We start from the raw sequence: 15,053 nt of genomic DNA on the forward strand, positions 1-15,053 counted from the left end.
TCCATGTCACTTTGAGTGCCCACACAGATTGTCTGATAAATTGTTAAAGAGCAGTTGCGACGCGCTTTAGCGCTCTGTCGCGAGGTGGCGTATATTACGCTTTCCTCTTTCAGAGTCAACCCTGAATTTCAGGATTTTTCTCTTCAACCGAACCGGCTGTTTGTGTGAAGTGATTCACATCCGCCGTGTCGATGGAGGCGCATTATAGGGAGCTCTCCGGGAATGACAAGCGGAAAAATACAATTTTATTTCAACCGCTCATCTTTTAAACGCAACGCTTATTTTTGCTGCTTTTTAATCGCCGCAGGCAGCTCTGCCAGGCTATTTAGCACCCAGTCAGCCGCTTTTTCCGCTTCTTCAGTAAGGGGCTTACCGGTACGCACCAGCACTTTAGTACCGACATCCGCTGCGGCGGCGGCCTGCATATCTTCCAGTTTGTCCCCTACCATATAGGAAGCGGCCATATCGATATGCAGAAAATCACGTGCAGAGATCAGCATCCCCGGATGTGGTTTACGGCAATCACAGGTCTGGCGGTACTCCTCCACCGTACCCTGCGGATGATGCGGGCAATAGTAGATACCATCCAGGTCGACACCACGGTCCGCCAGAGACCAGTCCATCCATTCGGTCAGCGTTTCAAACTGAGCTTCGGTAAATTTGCCGCGAGCAATACCGGACTGGTTAGTGACCAGCACCAGCGCGTAGCCCATCTCTTTTAGTTCGCGCATCGCGTCAATGACGCCATCGATAAATTCAAAATTGTCGATTTCGTGGACGTAACCATGATCGATATTAATCGTGCCGTCACGGTCGAGAAAAATTGCGGGTACTGACTTTGCCACCGGTTTGCTCCTGAAAAAGGCTAATGCCGTTAGTATCGCATGTTTCGGCATGCAAGAAAGTGCTCATTATAAAGAGTCAGATTGATTTAGACGTCTGGATGCCTTAACATCCATTTCATTGACAGGCATCGCCTGGATACGGCAGAAGAAAATGCCACGGCAAACGGCTAAACGATAATAAATAACTGATGATTAAACTTTCCAATATCACCAAAGTGTTCCAGCAGGGGAATCGCAGCATTCAGGCGCTGAATGACGTCAGCCTGCATGTCCCTGCCGGACAAATTTATGGCGTTATCGGTGCCTCCGGCGCCGGTAAAAGTACGCTGATTCGCTGCGTCAACCTGCTGGAGCGCCCGACCGAGGGCAGCGTACAAGTTGACGGTCAGGAATTGACTGCTCTGTCGGAAAAAGAGCTAACCCGCGCGCGCCGTCAGATTGGCATGATTTTCCAGCATTTTAACCTGCTGGCTTCCCGGACCGTTTTCGGCAACGTGGCGTTGCCCCTGGAACTGGATAACACCCCGCAGGCTGAAATCAAACGCCGTGTCACCGAGCTGCTGGATCTCGTCGGCCTGGGTGATAAGCACGACAGCTACCCGGCTAATCTCTCTGGTGGCCAGAAACAGCGCGTCGCCATTGCCCGCGCGCTGGCCAGCAACCCGAAGGTATTGCTGTGCGATGAAGCCACCAGCGCTCTCGACCCGGCCACCACCCGTTCCATTCTCGAACTGCTGAAAGACATTAACCGTCGTCTGGGACTGACCATTCTGCTAATCACCCACGAAATGGATGTGGTGAAACGCATCTGCGACTGCGTGGCGGTGATTAGCAACGGCCAGCTTATTGAGCAGGACACGGTAAGTGAAGTCTTCTCCCATCCGAAGACGCCGCTGGCCCAGCAGTTCATTCAGTCGACTCTGCACCTGGATATTCCGGATGACTACCAGGCACGCCTGAAACCTACCGCCGCAGCGGACAGTGTACCGATGCTGCGCATGGAATTTACCGGCCACTCCGTCGATGCGCCGCTGCTCTCTGAAACCGCGCGTCGCTTCAATGTGAATAACAACATTATTAGTGCGCAGATGGATTACGCCGGTGGCGTGAAGTTCGGCATAATGCTGACCGAAATGCACGGTACACAGGAAGACACTCAGGCGGCCATCGCCTGGCTGCAGGAACACCATGTAAAAGTAGAGGTATTGGGATATGTCTGAGCCAATGATGTGGCTGCTGTTGCGCGGCGTGTGGGAAACGCTGGCAATGACCTTTGTCTCCGGCTTCTTCGGCTTTGTCCTTGGTCTGCCGGTGGGCGTGCTGCTGTATGTCACGCGCCCTGGGCAAATTGCCGCCAATGCCAAACTGTATCGTACCTTGTCGGCGGTGGTGAATATTTTCCGTTCCATCCCGTTCATTATCCTGCTGGTCTGGATGATCCCGTTTACTCGCATAATCGTCGGCACCTCGATCGGCCTGCAAGCGGCGATCGTGCCGTTAACCGTCGGCGCCGCGCCGTTTATCGCCCGCATGGTGGAGAACGCCCTGCTGGAGATCCCGACCGGGCTCATCGAAGCTTCCCGCGCGATGGGCGCTACACCGCTGCAGATCGTCCGCAAGGTTCTACTGCCTGAAGCGCTGCCGGGTCTGGTCAACGCCGCCACCATCACCCTCATTACTCTTGTGGGCTATTCCGCCATGGGCGGTGCGGTGGGCGCCGGTGGTCTGGGGCAGATTGGTTATCAGTACGGTTATATCGGCTACAACGCCACCGTGATGAATACCGTACTGGTATTACTGGTTATTCTGGTTTATCTAATTCAATTCTCTGGCGATCGTATCGTCCGGGCTGTGACTCATAAATAACGTTATTGGCAGACAACACTCATTCTTACAGGAAGGAAATAACATGGCCTTTAATTTCAAAACCTTTGCGGCAGTTGGCGCGTTAATCGGTTCTCTGGCGCTGGTGGGTTGCGGTCAGGATGAAAAAGATCCGAATCATATTAAAGTCGGCGTTATCGTCGGGGCGGAACAGCAGGTCGCTGAAGTTGCGCAGAAAGTGGCAAAAGAGAAGTATGGCCTCGACGTTGAGCTGGTCACCTTTAACGATTATGTGCTGCCAAACGAAGCGCTGAGCAAAGGCGATATCGACGTGAACGCCTTCCAGCATAAACCGTATCTCGACCAGCAGATTAAAGACCGTGGCTATAAGCTGGTCTCCGTTGGCAACACCTTCGTTTATCCGATCGCGGGTTACTCGAAGAAAATCAAATCGCTGGACGAACTGCAGCCGGGCTCGCAGATCGCCGTCCCTAACGATCCGACCAACCTCGGTCGTTCCCTGCTGCTGCTGCAGCAAGTGGGTCTGATTAAACTGAAAGAAGGTGTAGGTCTGCTGCCAACCTCTCTGGATGTGGTAGAGAATCCGAAAAACCTGAAGATTGTTGAGCTGGAAGCGCCGCAGCTGCCGCGTTCTCTGGACGATGCACAGATAGCGCTGGCCGTCATCAACACCACTTACGCCAGCCAGATTGGCCTGACCCCGGCGAAAGACGGTATCTTTGTTGAAGGCAAAGAGTCTCCTTACGTGAACCTGATTGTGGCGCGCGAAGACAATAAAGATGCTGAGAATGTGAAGAAATTCGTTCAGGCTTACCAGAGCGATGAAGTTTACGAAGCGGCGAACAAGATCTTTAACGGTGGCGCAGTGAAAGGCTGGTAATCTTTTCTCACCGTAATATCATTCAGGACGGGCTTCACGCCCGTCTTGTCATTTATGCAAGCACCTGATTCAATAACGCCCTGTTTTTTATTCATTGAGGAAATACTATGCGTGCTTTACCGGTCTGTTTGTTAGCACTCATGTTAAGCGGTTGTTCCATGCTAAGCAGATCCCCTGTTGAACCTGTTCAAAGCACTGCAACCCCCCCGGTTAAATCTGAGCCGAGCAAACCACGCGTAACCCGTCCGGCGCCGGTACGTATTTATACCGATGCGTCAGAGTTGGTGGGAAAACCGTTCCGCGATCTGGGTGAAGTGACTGGTGAGTCATGCCAGGCCTCAAATCAGGATTCCCCACCGAACATCCCAACCGCCCGCAAGCGTCTGCAGGTGAATGCGGCACGCATGAAAGCCAATGCCGTCCTGCTTCACCGCTGCGAAGTGACCAGCGGCACGCCAGGCTGCTACCGTCAGGCGGTTTGTCTGGGCTCGGCGCTTAACGTTTCGGCACAATGAGTGCATTCCAGTTCGCGCAGATAGGCGTTATCCGCTCGCCGTATAAAGAGAAATTTGCCGTTCCTCGCCAGCCTGGGCTGGTTAAGCACGGCGGCGGAGAACTGCATCTGGTCGCGCCCTACAATCAGGCCGACGCCGTGCGTGGCCTGGAAAACTTCAGCCATCTGTGGGTCCTGTTTGTGTTTCATCAGACCATGGAAGGCGGCTGGCGTCCGACGGTGCGCCCTCCCCGACTGGGAGGCAATGCACGGATGGGCGTCTTTGCCACCCGTTCGACGTTTCGCCCTAACCCCATCGGCATGTCGCTGGTTGAGCTGAAAGGCATTCGTTGTCAGAAGGATCAGGTGATCCTGGAACTCGGTAGCCTCGATCTCGTCGACGGGACGCCGGTGGTTGATATCAAACCGTATCTTCCTTTCGCCGAAGCCCTGCCGGATGCCAGCGCCAGCTATGCGCAACAGGCGCCGCTGGCGGGTATGAACGTCAGTTTTACACCGGAAACAGAAGCGCAGTTACTGACCCTGGAAAAACGCTACCCGCATATCAAAGCGTTTATTCGCGAAGTATTGGCACAGGATCCGCGCCCAGCCTACCGTAAAGAGGAAGAAGCAGGAAAAAATTACGCAGTCTGGCTGCTGGATTTCAACGTCCGCTGGCGGGTTATCGCTTCCGGTTTTGAAGTCTTTGCCCTCGAAGCGCGCTAATTTTATTTTCCTCTCTTTTGGCATCTTTGCCACACTGGTAAACTAAACCACTTTTTTTGTTTCAGGCTGGGCAACCAGCCTGTTCCGCTCGTTTAACTGGAACCGTTACAACATGCGTACTAGCCAATATCTGCTCTCCACTTTGAAGGAGACACCTGCCGACGCCGAGGTCATCAGCCACCAGCTGATGCTGCGCGCCGGGATGATCCGCAAGCTGGCCTCCGGGTTATACACCTGGCTGCCGACCGGCGTGCGCGTCCTGAAAAAAGTCGAAAACATCGTGCGTGAAGAAATGAACAACGCCGGTGCGATCGAGGTGTTAATGCCGGTCGTTCAGCCCTCTGAACTGTGGCAGGAGAGCGGTCGCTGGGAGCAGTACGGCCCGGAACTGCTGCGCATTGCCGATCGCGGCGATCGCCCGTTCGTCCTCGGACCAACCCACGAAGAGGTCATTACCGATCTGATTCGCAACGAGCTGAATTCTTATAAGCAGCTGCCGCTGAACTTCTATCAGATTCAGACCAAGTTCCGCGACGAAGTGCGTCCGCGTTTCGGCGTGATGCGCTCCCGTGAATTCCTGATGAAAGATGCTTACTCTTTCCATACCTCTCAGGAATCGCTGCAGGAAACCTACGACGCGATGTACACCGCTTACAGCAAAATCTTCAGTCGTATGGGGCTGGATTTCCGTGCGGTACAGGCTGATACCGGTTCTATCGGCGGCAGCGCCTCTCATGAATTCCAGGTGCTGGCGCAGAGCGGCGAAGACGATGTGATCTTCTCCGACAGCTCCGACTACGCGGCAAACATCGAGTTTGCCGAAGCCGTTGCGCCAAAAGCGCCGCGCGCAGCCGCCACCCAGGAGATGACCCTGGTTGATACGCCGAACGCCAAAACCATCGCCGAACTGGTTGAGCAGTTCAACCTGCCGATCGAAAAAACCGTGAAGACCCTGCTGGTGAAAGCGGTTGAAGGTAGCGCCTTCCCGCTGGTTGCCCTGCTGGTGCGCGGCGATCACGAGCTGAACGAAGTGAAAGCGGAAAAACTGCCGCAGGTCGCCAGCCCGCTGACCTTCGCCACCGAAGAGGAGATCCGCGCTCTGGTGAAAGCCGGTCCGGGCTCCCTGGGTCCGGTGAACCTGCCGATCCCAGTGGTTATCGACCGTACCGTTGCGGTGATGAGCGATTTCGCCGCTGGCGCCAACATCGATGGCAAACACTACTTCGGCATCAACTGGGATCGCGACGTTGCCACGCCGGAAGTCGCCGATATTCGTAACGTCGTCGCTGGCGATCCGAGCCCGGACGGCAAAGGTACCCTGCTTATCAAGCGCGGTATCGAAGTCGGTCACATCTTCCAGCTGGGTACTAAGTACTCTCAGGCGATGAATGCCGCCGTACAGGGCGAAGATGGCCGTAACCAGATCCTGACCATGGGCTGCTACGGTATTGGGGTGACCCGCGTGGTGGCCGCCGCTATCGAGCAGAACTTCGACGATCGCGGGATTATCTGGCCAGACGCCATCGCGCCGTTCCAGGTGGCGATTCTGCCGATGAATATGCACAAGTCCTATCGCGTGCAGGAGCTGGCCGAGAAGCTGTACGCCGAGTTGCGTGCGCATGGCATCGATGTGCTGATGGACGACCGTAAAGAGCGTCCTGGCGTGATGTTCGCTGATATGGAGCTGATCGGTATCCCGCACACTATCGTGCTGGGCGATCGGAACCTCGATAACGATGATATTGAATACAAGTATCGTCGTAACGGTGAGAAGCAGCTGATTAAAACCGGTGATATCGTGGAATATCTGGTTAAAGCGATAAAAGGCTAAGCACCCACCTCAGGGCCCTGAACGGATGTCAGGGCCTTTTTTTTACAAGGACAGTACCCATGACTGCACCTATCCTGAGCAGCGGACTGCTTACTTCCGCCCTGCTACTGCTTACCGCCTGCACCGTAGACGTCGGCCGCAGCGCCCCTTCCGTATCCGCTACCGAGGGCCGCTCCCCGCCATGGGCTGTCACCCTCCAGCGTCAAAGCTCGATTGCCGGCAGCGGGCTCCTCGAAATTGGCGAAAGCGACCTCCGTTCCGGCGACCTGCTCTTCTCGTCCAGCCTGGGTATCACTTCGTTTGGGATCCGCGCCTTCAGCGCCTCTTCCGTTAGCCACGTCGCACTGTATCTTGGCGAGGGTCAGATCGCGGAAGCCACCGGCGCTGGCGTACAGGTGATTTCTGTTCAGCAGGCGCTGGCGCACAGCGATAAACTCTTTGCCCTCAGGGTGCCCGACCTGACGCCGGACCAGGCAACGGCGATGAAAAATTTTGCCTGGCAGGTCAAAGACAGCGGGTATAACTATCGCGGCATTATTCAGTTTATCCCTTATATGGTCACCAAACCGCTCTGCTCGCTCAACCCTTTCTCGCGTAACTTTCGTCAGCAGTGCGTGAGCGGCCTGGCCAAAGCGCAACTGGGCGATGCGGCAAGCGCCGACAAGAAAGCGTGGTTTTGCTCGGAGTTTGTCAGCGAGGCCTTCGTCAGAGCCGGGCATCCACTGACCCTGGCGCAGGCGGCGTGGATCAGTCCTTCTGATTTGCTGCACATGCGGGAAGGAGACGTCGCCACGTTTAAACCCGAAACGCAGTTGCAGTATGTCGGGCATCTGAAACCAGGCGTTTATCTTCAGGCCGGGAAGCTGGTGGGGCTGAATAAACCGAAGACAGATGTGAAGTGAAAAAACGATTTGCGCTTTTCCGCCAGCCAGACCCACGCTCACTGTTGATGTGACAGGGCGAATCGCAGGAGCAAGCTGGTGGTAGCTGGGGGGATCATCCCCTGCCCGGTCCCGGGCAGGGGCCTGACAATCAGTGGCTGCAGTCTTTTCCTGGGATAAATTTGCCGTCTTTATCTGTCATCAGCGTCTTCATCATTTCGCCGGTATCCGGGTTCGCCTCGAGGGTAAAGTGCCCCTCCACCACCAGCAGCACCGGTCGTGAATCATTGCCGCGGGCAGCGGCATAATCCCGCTCAAGCTGGGCATTGTTCGCCACCGCGACGCGTTTACCGGTCGCGCAATCGGTAAAGGTTGCCGCATCGGCCATATAGAAATACATGCCGCGCATCGCCATCGGGGTGGTCGGCAGGCTGGCCTTCACCGGCTCCAGGGTATAATTGAGAGGAGACTGAACGGGGCTCCCGCTGCGGTCAAGCATCTCCAGCTTGTCGCCCTTCGCGCGAAAATATGATTTCTCACCTTTGCTGTCGGTCAGCACCAGTTTATCCGCTGTGCGAGCCCAGGTGCCATAAGAGGCAAAAGATGACGGTTCACGACGGGCGCCCTGGTAGTGCTCGTTCATCACCCAGGTACCGTCTTTTTCCAGGAACAGCGAGGTTTCAATACCTTCACAATCCGCGCAAGGCAGCACCCCACGCCAGCTTTGCTGCATCGGTTTGAGCTCTTCCATCGCCGCTGGCTGTACGGTGTCAGTCTCGGCGCGATGGTTACAACCAAACAGCGCGAACAGCGAACAGGCCGCTATCACGGAGAATACGATTTTTTTCACTTTGCTTTCCTTATCATCCATTCCACCCGTTCACCATCGCCTTCACTGGCGAACTTTCCCACGCAGCGCTTTAACTGAGGACTTTTGTGCCTTGGAAGCAAGGCGTCGCTCTTTGGATGCCCGAGTCGGTCGCGTCTCCCGGCGACTTTTTTGCACTGCGGTTAATTCTTTTATGAGGGCCACCAGCCGCGAGATCGCCGCTTCGCGGTTCATCTCCTGGCTGCGATATTCCTGAGCCTTAATGATAACCACACCGTCAGCAGAAATTAAGTGGTGGCTGGCGGCGAGCAGGCGCTCCTTGTCATGCTCTGGCAAGCTCGAGGCTTTGATATCGAAGCGCAGATGGATCGCCGTCGACGCTTTATTCACATGCTGGCCCCCGGCCCCCTGGGCACGAATGCCTTCCAGCGTGACTTCATCATCGGCAATGGTCACGCTGCGGCTAATGGTAATCATGCTGATGCTTGCCAGGCCGTTAAATGAATTTCCAGATTATTCCGAGCGTCGGATAACCAGATAGCGCCGTCCTGCAGAGTGGCCTGCAGCGTCATGGTGCGATCGGCAAAGGCGCTAAGCTGCGCCAGTTGCGCATCATCAAGATACCAGATGGTCAGCTTCGGGTACGCCGCAAGCTTGTTCTGATTCTGCTGCCACCAGATTTCAGCGGCCCGGCTATTATAGGCAAACAGCGCCACCGCCTGCGCCCGGGAGCAGGCTTTCTTGAGACGTTTCTCGTCCGGCAGCCCCAGCTCAATCCACAGATCGATGCCCAAATGGTCGTTTAGCTGCCACAGCTCCGGTTCATCATCCGAGGATAACCCCCGGGTAAACTGTAGCCGCTCATCGGCATATTTGATCCACGCCAGCAGGCGCAACATCATGCGCTCCTGGGTTTCCGAGGGGTGCTGCGCCAGCGTCAGGTTAGCATCCAGAAACTGGTTGCGATCCAGATCGGCTACATTTACCGCGGCTTTATATATCGTCGCTTTCAGCGCCATGAATAAACTCCTGAAAAGAATGGCGTACATTGTAGCGAAACTGGCGGCAAAAGGCTGTCGTCAATCGCAGCAACCTGTTTCATCCTGCTGAAATTGCTTAAATGACTATGATATAGTTCCCTTGCTAAACAGAGTTTATCTTCGTAGGCTTAAACTTGCATCCCACGGTTGAGTCAGAACGCTGACAGGAGGGCATGTGGACCACTATTGTGAGTTAATACGCAAGCGGTATGCGGAAATAGCCAGCGGAGACTTAGGGTATATCCCGGATGCGCTGGGTTGCGTGTTGAAAGTATTGAATGAGATTGCGGCGGATGAGGCCCTTTCGGAGTCAGTCAGGGAAAAGGCCGCTTATGCGGCAGCAAACTTACTGGTGAGCGATTATGTCAATGAATGATACTTATCAACCCATTAACTGCGACGATTACGACAACCTGGAACTGGCTTGCCAGCATCACCTGGTGCTGACGCTGGCGCTGAAGGATGGTGAACAGCTGCAGGCGAAGGCCAGCGATCTAATCTCGCGTAAAAATATCGAGTATCTGGTGGTCGAACTCGCCGGCAACGTCCGCGAGCTACGCCTGGATAAAATCGCCAGCTTCAGTCACCCGGAAATCGGCACCGTGGTGGTGAGCGAATCCTGAATCAAAACGGGCTTAACCGCCCGTTTTCCTCCATGCCAGCCTGACCCCTTCCCCTTCCCCTTCCATGACGGCACCTTCTTTGGCCACAAACAGATCGTCCGCTGCGGCAATCAGCGTTTCGCCGTAAAACAGCAGCGGCGTGGTGTCTCGTCGCCACGGAGCAACGCCCAGCTCCTGCCAGATCTTCTTCAGCTTACGTCCGCCGTGGCGCCCGACGATATGCAGGCGGCCGCTGGCGCGAAAGCGGATAGTGACCGGCTCATCCGCAGACGGCGGGCGCAACGTCCCGCCGGGCTGCAGCATCAGCTCGCCGAGACCGTCTGCCAGCCGCAGCGGCTGGCGCCAGTTGGGCCAGTGCTGGACACTTTCCGTCTGGCCGGGAAGATACTTCACCCAGTACAAACGCTGTTGAAAACGACGAACGGTAAATTCCCCCAGCCGCAGACAAGGGCTGGCATCTTCCCGCGCCAGCGCCACCTCATGCCAGAGGCGCTCAGGCACCTCGCGGGCCGGCATCGGCGCCTGATGCCCGGCGAGCCAGCGACGCAGCAGCGCCGCGCGACGGGGTGGGCTCATCGACGTCAGCGGCGTGATAGCCAGCGAGCCATCTTCGGCCACCAGCGACGCCAGCTCCGCCGCCAGCATTTCGTCCAGCAGTTGTTCCTGCTCGGCGCACAGGCTGGCGCTGCGGGCGACGGCCTCGCTAAAGTGCGGCCAGCGCTCGCGCAGGACCGGGATCACCCGCAGGCGCAGAAAGTTGCGGTCATAGGTATCATCCTGATTACTCTCATCTTCAATCCACGAGAGCTGATGGGCGAGCGCCCACTGGCGTAGCGATTCGCGGGTTTCATTGAGGAGAGGACGCAGTAGGCGGCTGCCGGCAAAGGCAGAGGATGCCGCCATCGCCGACAGACCGGTAGGACCGCTGCCGCGTTTTAACGCCAGCAGCAGCGTTTCGCACTGGTCATCCTGGTGCTGGGCGGTCACTAACACCTCGCCGGCGTTGAGCGTATCCTGAAAGGCCTGATAGCGCGCCGCGCGGGCATGAGCCTCCACGCCCAGACCACCCCGGGCTAACGTCACGTGATGCACCACCAGCGGTACCTGCCACTGCTGGCAAATCTGCCGACAATGCGCCACCCAGTCGTCTGCATGGACGCTCAGGCCGTGGTGAACATGCACTGCCCGCAGCGTCAGCGAGGGATCCTGTTCCCGCAGCAGCACCAGCTGGTGCAGGAGAACCGTCGAATCCAGACCGCCGCTGAAGGCCACCAGCAGCTGGCGATGGGGATGAAGCGTATGCGCAATATCAGCCGTCATATCCACGAACATACCGAGAAGTGATGGCCCGGCACGTTACCGGGCCAGGGTCGCGCTGGCAAGGTTTACTGCTGATATATTTCCAGCGGCAGGTCGTCCGGATCGCTAAAGAAGGTAAAGCGTTTGCCGGTAAAGGGATCGACGCGAATCGCTTCGCACTCGACGCCATGGGCCGTCAGATGCGCCACCGCAGCGTCGATATCATCCACGCTAAAGGCCAGATGACGCAACCCACAGGCTTCGGGGCGACTGGGTCGGGCCGGCGGAAACGGGAACGAGAACAGCTCAATCACGTACTCGCCATTGAGCGCCAGATCGCCCTTCCAGGAGTCGCGCTCGGCGCGATAAAACTCACTTTGCAGCGTAAACCCCAGAATATCACAATAGAACGCTTTACTGCGGGCGTAGTCCGTCGCGATGATGGCAATATGGTGAACCCGTTTCAAACCCAGCATGGTCAAACTCCTTCTGTTAAGCCAGCCACGTTACTCGTGCGCGCCGTTAACGCGCAAGCCTTTCGTCATTTTTTAAGACTCGTACCCGATACACGCCGTCCTCATCGCGCTTCGCACCGTGAATATCAGTCTCAAAGCCCGGATAATGACGGCCGATGGAGCAGAGCATCAGCAGGAAATCGAGCACTGCCCGACTCTCCTCCGTGATCATCTCTCCCGGCATCAGCAGCGGTACGCCCGGTGGATAAGGGAGGATCATGTTGGCCGAAATCCGGCCCACCAGGTTCTCCAGTTCAATCGTTTCCACCTCACCCTTGATCTGGCGCTGCCAGGCGTGATGCGGCGTCATTTTCATTTCCGGCAGGACGTCAAAGGCGCTGAGCATCAGCTGCGGCAGCTGGTGCTGACGGATCAAGCGGTGGATCCCCTGCGCCAGGTCCTGGATCCGCATGTTGCGGTAGAAGTCGGGATCTTCCGCGTACAGATCCGGCAACATATTTTTCACCCGCAGATTGAGATCGTAGGCGCGTTTGAACTCTGTCAAACCGCGCAGCAGCCCCATCGCCCGGGTTTTATCAATACCGATGCTGAACAGGAACAGCAGGTTATAGGGGCCCGTTTTTTCCACCACCACGCCCCGCTCGTCGAGGAACTTCGCCACCAGCGCCGCCGGGATCCCCTCTTCATCCATATTCCCCTGCTCGTCCATGCCCGGCGTCAGAATGGTGACCTTCACCGGATCGAGATACATATGATCCGCATCGGCATCTTTGAAACCGTGCCAGTCTTCGCCAGGCGCCACCGGCCAGCACTCGGCTTTATCCACCGCTTCCGGCTGCCAGATATCAAAGAACCAGCCGTCCGACTCCTCGCGCAGTCGCTGCACCTCTTTGCGAAAATCCAGCGCTCGCTCAATGGAGCGCTGGATCAGACGCTTACCGGAGTTACCGCGCAGCATCGCCGCTGCGGTCTCAATCGACGCGACGATGGGATAGCTCGGCGACGTAGAGGTATGCATCATAAAGGCTTCATTAAAGGTCTCTTCATCATAGTTGCCCTTAATGTGGATCAGCGAGGCCTGCGACAGCGCGGCCAGCATCTTATGCGTGGACTGCGTCTCGAAGATGACTTTCCCGGGGATCCGCTCACCGCTCATGCCGCTTTTCCCCTGATATATCGGATGGAAATGGGTATACGGCACCCAGGCGGAATCGAAATGGATCGACGGGACGTCGAGCGTCTCCTTAAGCCAGGTGGTGTTATAGAGCAGGCCATCGTAGGTGGAGTTAGTGATCACCGCATGCACGGGCCACTGCGCCCCACCCGTGTCGCGCACTTTCTGGTGAATGCTGTCGCGGGTAAATTCGCGCCGGGGGATACCGCCGAGGATCCCCAGCGCGTTGCGGGTCGGCTTCAGCCACAGGGGAACCACATCGCTCATCATCAGCAGATGGGCCAGTGATTTGTGACAGTTACGGTCAATCAGCAGCGTGCTGCCGGCGGGCGCCGAGTACATACCGACAATTTTGTTGGACGTCGAGGTGCCGTTGGTCACCATGTAGCTCTGTTCAGCGCCAAAGGCGCGGGCAATATACTCCTCCGCCTCCAGATGCGGGCCGGTATGATCCAGCAGCGACCCCAGCTCGGTTACCGAAATCGAAACATCCGCCTTTAACGTATTCCCGCCAAAGAAATCATAGAACAGGCAGCCCACCGGGCTTTTCTGATAGGCGCTACCGCCCATATGGCCCGGTGTACAAAAGGTATACTTCCCCTCCTGCACATAGTTGAACAGGGCGCGGGTAAACGGCGGGGTGATATTGTCCAGGTACTCGCGCGTGTACTGCCCGATGCGGGTGGCGATCTCTTCGGAGAGTCCCAGCGCATATTCGAAGAACCACAGCGTCATGCGCAGATCCTGACTACTGACGTCCATCGTCGAGTGGGCGTTAATAAAGGCGTACAGAGGCAGATATTCATTGAGCTGATTAATGTCACTGCACAGATCGACACTGTATTCATCCCAGTCGAAAATCACCCCACAGATGCGCGGGTTGTGCTCAATAAACTGCAGCAGGTCGGCGCTGTTTTGCGGCCAGATGGTCTGAAAGCCCTGGCGTTGCAGCGCCGCTTCCAGTTCTTTGATCGGTTCGTCTTTGTGATAGACGCCGTGAGGCCCCATGATGGCGATGATATTCACGCTTTCCTCCTGGTATTCACCTAAGTCAAGCATCATAGCAATCCCCTCGGCGCATCGCACATAAAAAAAGGGCCGGAAAATCCGGCCCTTAGTGTTTTGCGCTCGCGAAAAACTTAGGCGTAACCGTAGCTCATCAGGCGCTGATAGCGGCGGTTCAGCAGCTCTTCTTCGCTGAGCAGATCGAGATCGGCCAGGTCTGCCAGCAGCTGCGCTTTCAGGCTCGCTGCCATCACTTCCGGGTTGCGGTGCGCGCCGCCCAGCGGTTCCGGAACGATAGAGTCAATCAGCTTCAGCTCTTTCAGACGCGGCGCGACAATACCCATCGCTTCCGCGGCCAGCGGTGCTTTATCCGCGCTTTTCCACAGAATGGACGCGCAGCCTTCCGGCGAAATGACCGAATAGGTGCTGTACTGCAGCATGTTAACCTTGTCGCCCACGCCAATCGCCAGCGCGCCGCCGGAGCCGCCTTCACCGATCACGGTGCAGATAACCGGCACGCTAAGACGCGACATTTCACGCAGGTTGCGGGCAATCGCTTCAGACTGGCCGCGCTCTTCCGCACCAACACCCGGATAGGCGCCAGGGGTGTCGATGAAGGTGATGATCGGCATTTTAAACCGCTCAGCCATCTCCATCAGGCGCAGCGCTTTGCGATAGCCTTCCGGGGCCGGCATACCAAAGTTGCGACGGATCTTCTCTTTGGTTTCGCGACCTTTCTGGTGGCCGATGATCATCACCGGACGACCATCAAGACGCGCAATACCGCCGACAATCGCTTTATCGTCAGCGTAGGCGCGGTCACCGGCCAGTTCGTCAAACTCGTCGAACGCCAGGCGGACATAATCCAGGGTATAGGGACGACGTGGATGGCGCGCCAGCTGGGCTACCTGCCATGCACCAAGATCGGCGAAGATTTTGCGCGTCAGCTCTACGCTTTTCTCGCGCAGACGATGCACTTCTTCGTCGATGTTAATATCCAGTTTCTCATCCTGACGGCTTACCGCAGTCAGGGAATCGATTTTCGCTTCCAGCTCTGCAATCGGCTGTTCAAAATCTAGGAAATTCAGACTCATAGTATTCCTGTA

At 56.5% G+C, this 15,053-nt stretch carries 17 protein-coding genes; 9 read left to right on the forward strand and 8 right to left on the reverse strand.

Translation table 11 applies throughout. From position 1 onward, the window contains the following. Positions 1-278: 278 nt before the first annotated feature. A complete protein-coding gene (gene gmhB, locus CWM61_RS16955; protein ID WP_100631598.1) occupies positions 279-845 on the reverse strand; it encodes a D-glycero-beta-D-manno-heptose 1,7-bisphosphate 7-phosphatase in 567 nt (188 codons plus the stop codon). 188 nt (positions 846-1,033) lie between these two features. On the opposite strand from gmhB, the gene metN reads away from it, so the two are divergent. The 7 genes from metN to CWM61_RS16990 all read left to right on the forward strand — a co-directional run bounded on the left by metN (position 1,034) and on the right by CWM61_RS16990 (position 7,522). After that, the gene (gene metN, locus CWM61_RS16960) at positions 1,034-2,065 is read left to right on the forward strand and encodes a methionine ABC transporter ATP-binding protein MetN (RefSeq protein WP_061155683.1); all 1,032 of its coding nucleotides are present in this window, start codon (positions 1,034-1,036) and stop codon (positions 2,063-2,065) included. Next, on the forward strand, positions 2,058-2,711 hold the full coding sequence (locus tag CWM61_RS16965) for a methionine ABC transporter permease MetI (RefSeq protein ID WP_061155684.1): 654 nt from the start codon (positions 2,058-2,060) through the stop codon (positions 2,709-2,711). Before metN ends, CWM61_RS16965 begins: the two co-directional genes overlap by 8 nt. A 43-nt stretch (positions 2,712-2,754) precedes the next feature. Beyond that, positions 2,755-3,570, forward strand: coding sequence for a methionine ABC transporter substrate-binding lipoprotein MetQ (gene metQ / locus CWM61_RS16970; protein ID WP_074386822.1), 816 nt, complete (start codon positions 2,755-2,757; stop codon positions 3,568-3,570). Between the two features lie 107 nt (positions 3,571-3,677). Further along, entirely contained in the window at positions 3,678-4,085 is a 408-nt protein-coding gene (rcsF, locus tag CWM61_RS16975) for an Rcs stress response system protein RcsF (RefSeq protein ID WP_061155686.1), read from the forward strand. Next, the gene (gene tsaA / locus CWM61_RS16980) at positions 4,082-4,789 is read left to right on the forward strand and encodes a tRNA (N6-threonylcarbamoyladenosine(37)-N6)-methyltransferase TrmO (protein ID WP_100631599.1); all 708 of its coding nucleotides are present in this window, start codon (positions 4,082-4,084) and stop codon (positions 4,787-4,789) included. Before rcsF ends, tsaA begins: the two co-directional genes overlap by 4 nt. Positions 4,790-4,901: 112 nt before the next feature. After that, positions 4,902-6,620: a proline--tRNA ligase gene (gene proS / locus CWM61_RS16985; RefSeq protein WP_074386824.1), complete on the forward strand. Its 1,719-nt coding sequence runs from the start codon at positions 4,902-4,904 to the stop codon at positions 6,618-6,620. Positions 6,621-6,679: 59 nt separating this feature from the next. Continuing rightward, positions 6,680-7,522 (forward strand): YaeF family permuted papain-like enzyme, encoded by an 843-nt coding sequence (locus tag CWM61_RS16990; protein ID WP_100631600.1) that lies wholly within the window; start codon positions 6,680-6,682, stop codon positions 7,520-7,522. Between the two features lie 130 nt (positions 7,523-7,652). Here the strand turns inward: CWM61_RS16990 and nlpE are convergent, their stop codons facing one another. The 3 genes from nlpE to CWM61_RS17005 are packed head-to-tail and all read right to left on the reverse strand — an operon-like array spanning position 7,653 to position 9,349. Further along, complete coding sequence (nlpE, locus tag CWM61_RS16995; RefSeq protein ID WP_100631637.1) at positions 7,653-8,351, reverse strand: envelope stress response activation lipoprotein NlpE; 699 nt, start codon at positions 8,349-8,351, stop codon at positions 7,653-7,655. Positions 8,352-8,393: 42 nt separating this feature from the next. Next, complete coding sequence (gene arfB / locus CWM61_RS17000; protein ID WP_074386826.1) at positions 8,394-8,807, reverse strand: alternative ribosome rescue aminoacyl-tRNA hydrolase ArfB; 414 nt, start codon at positions 8,805-8,807, stop codon at positions 8,394-8,396. After that, the gene (locus tag CWM61_RS17005; protein WP_074386827.1) at positions 8,804-9,349 is read right to left on the reverse strand and encodes a YaeQ family protein; all 546 of its coding nucleotides are present in this window, start codon (positions 9,347-9,349) and stop codon (positions 8,804-8,806) included. The genes arfB and CWM61_RS17005 overlap by 4 nt, the downstream gene beginning before the upstream one ends. A gap of 196 nt (positions 9,350-9,545) precedes the next feature. Between CWM61_RS17005 and CWM61_RS17010 the strand changes: the two genes are divergently transcribed. Both CWM61_RS17010 and rof read left to right on the forward strand, forming a co-directional pair. After that, positions 9,546-9,746 carry a YaeP family protein gene (locus tag CWM61_RS17010; RefSeq protein ID WP_002889429.1) on the forward strand — a complete coding sequence of 67 codons (201 nt, stop codon included), beginning with the start codon at positions 9,546-9,548 and terminating at the stop codon, positions 9,744-9,746. Beyond that, a complete protein-coding gene (rof, locus tag CWM61_RS17015; RefSeq protein WP_002889424.1) occupies positions 9,733-9,993 on the forward strand; it encodes a Rho-binding antiterminator in 261 nt (86 codons plus the stop codon). Before CWM61_RS17010 ends, rof begins: the two co-directional genes overlap by 14 nt. A 12-nt stretch (positions 9,994-10,005) precedes the next feature. On the opposite strand, the gene tilS is transcribed toward rof, so the two are convergent. From tilS to accA, 4 genes are all read right to left on the reverse strand, one after another. Further along, on the reverse strand, positions 10,006-11,325 hold the full coding sequence (gene tilS, locus CWM61_RS17020; protein WP_165785278.1) for a tRNA lysidine(34) synthetase TilS: 1,320 nt from the start codon (positions 11,323-11,325) through the stop codon (positions 10,006-10,008). Between the two features lie 53 nt (positions 11,326-11,378). Next, the gene (locus tag CWM61_RS17025) at positions 11,379-11,768 is read right to left on the reverse strand and encodes a VOC family protein (protein ID WP_002889387.1); all 390 of its coding nucleotides are present in this window, start codon (positions 11,766-11,768) and stop codon (positions 11,379-11,381) included. Positions 11,769-11,814: 46 nt separating this feature from the next. Next, a complete protein-coding gene (locus tag CWM61_RS17030) occupies positions 11,815-13,968 on the reverse strand; it encodes a lysine decarboxylase LdcC (protein WP_061156413.1) in 2,154 nt (717 codons plus the stop codon). A 113-nt stretch (positions 13,969-14,081) separates the two neighbouring features. Beyond that, on the reverse strand, positions 14,082-15,041 hold the full coding sequence (gene accA / locus CWM61_RS17035; protein WP_061155694.1) for an acetyl-CoA carboxylase carboxyl transferase subunit alpha: 960 nt from the start codon (positions 15,039-15,041) through the stop codon (positions 14,082-14,084). Positions 15,042-15,053: the final 12 nt, after the last annotated feature.

Origin of the sequence: Klebsiella sp. K-Nf6 (assembly GCF_002806655.1) — a bacterium.
Taxonomy (GTDB): Bacteria; Pseudomonadota; Gammaproteobacteria; order Enterobacterales; family Enterobacteriaceae; genus Klebsiella; species Klebsiella variicola.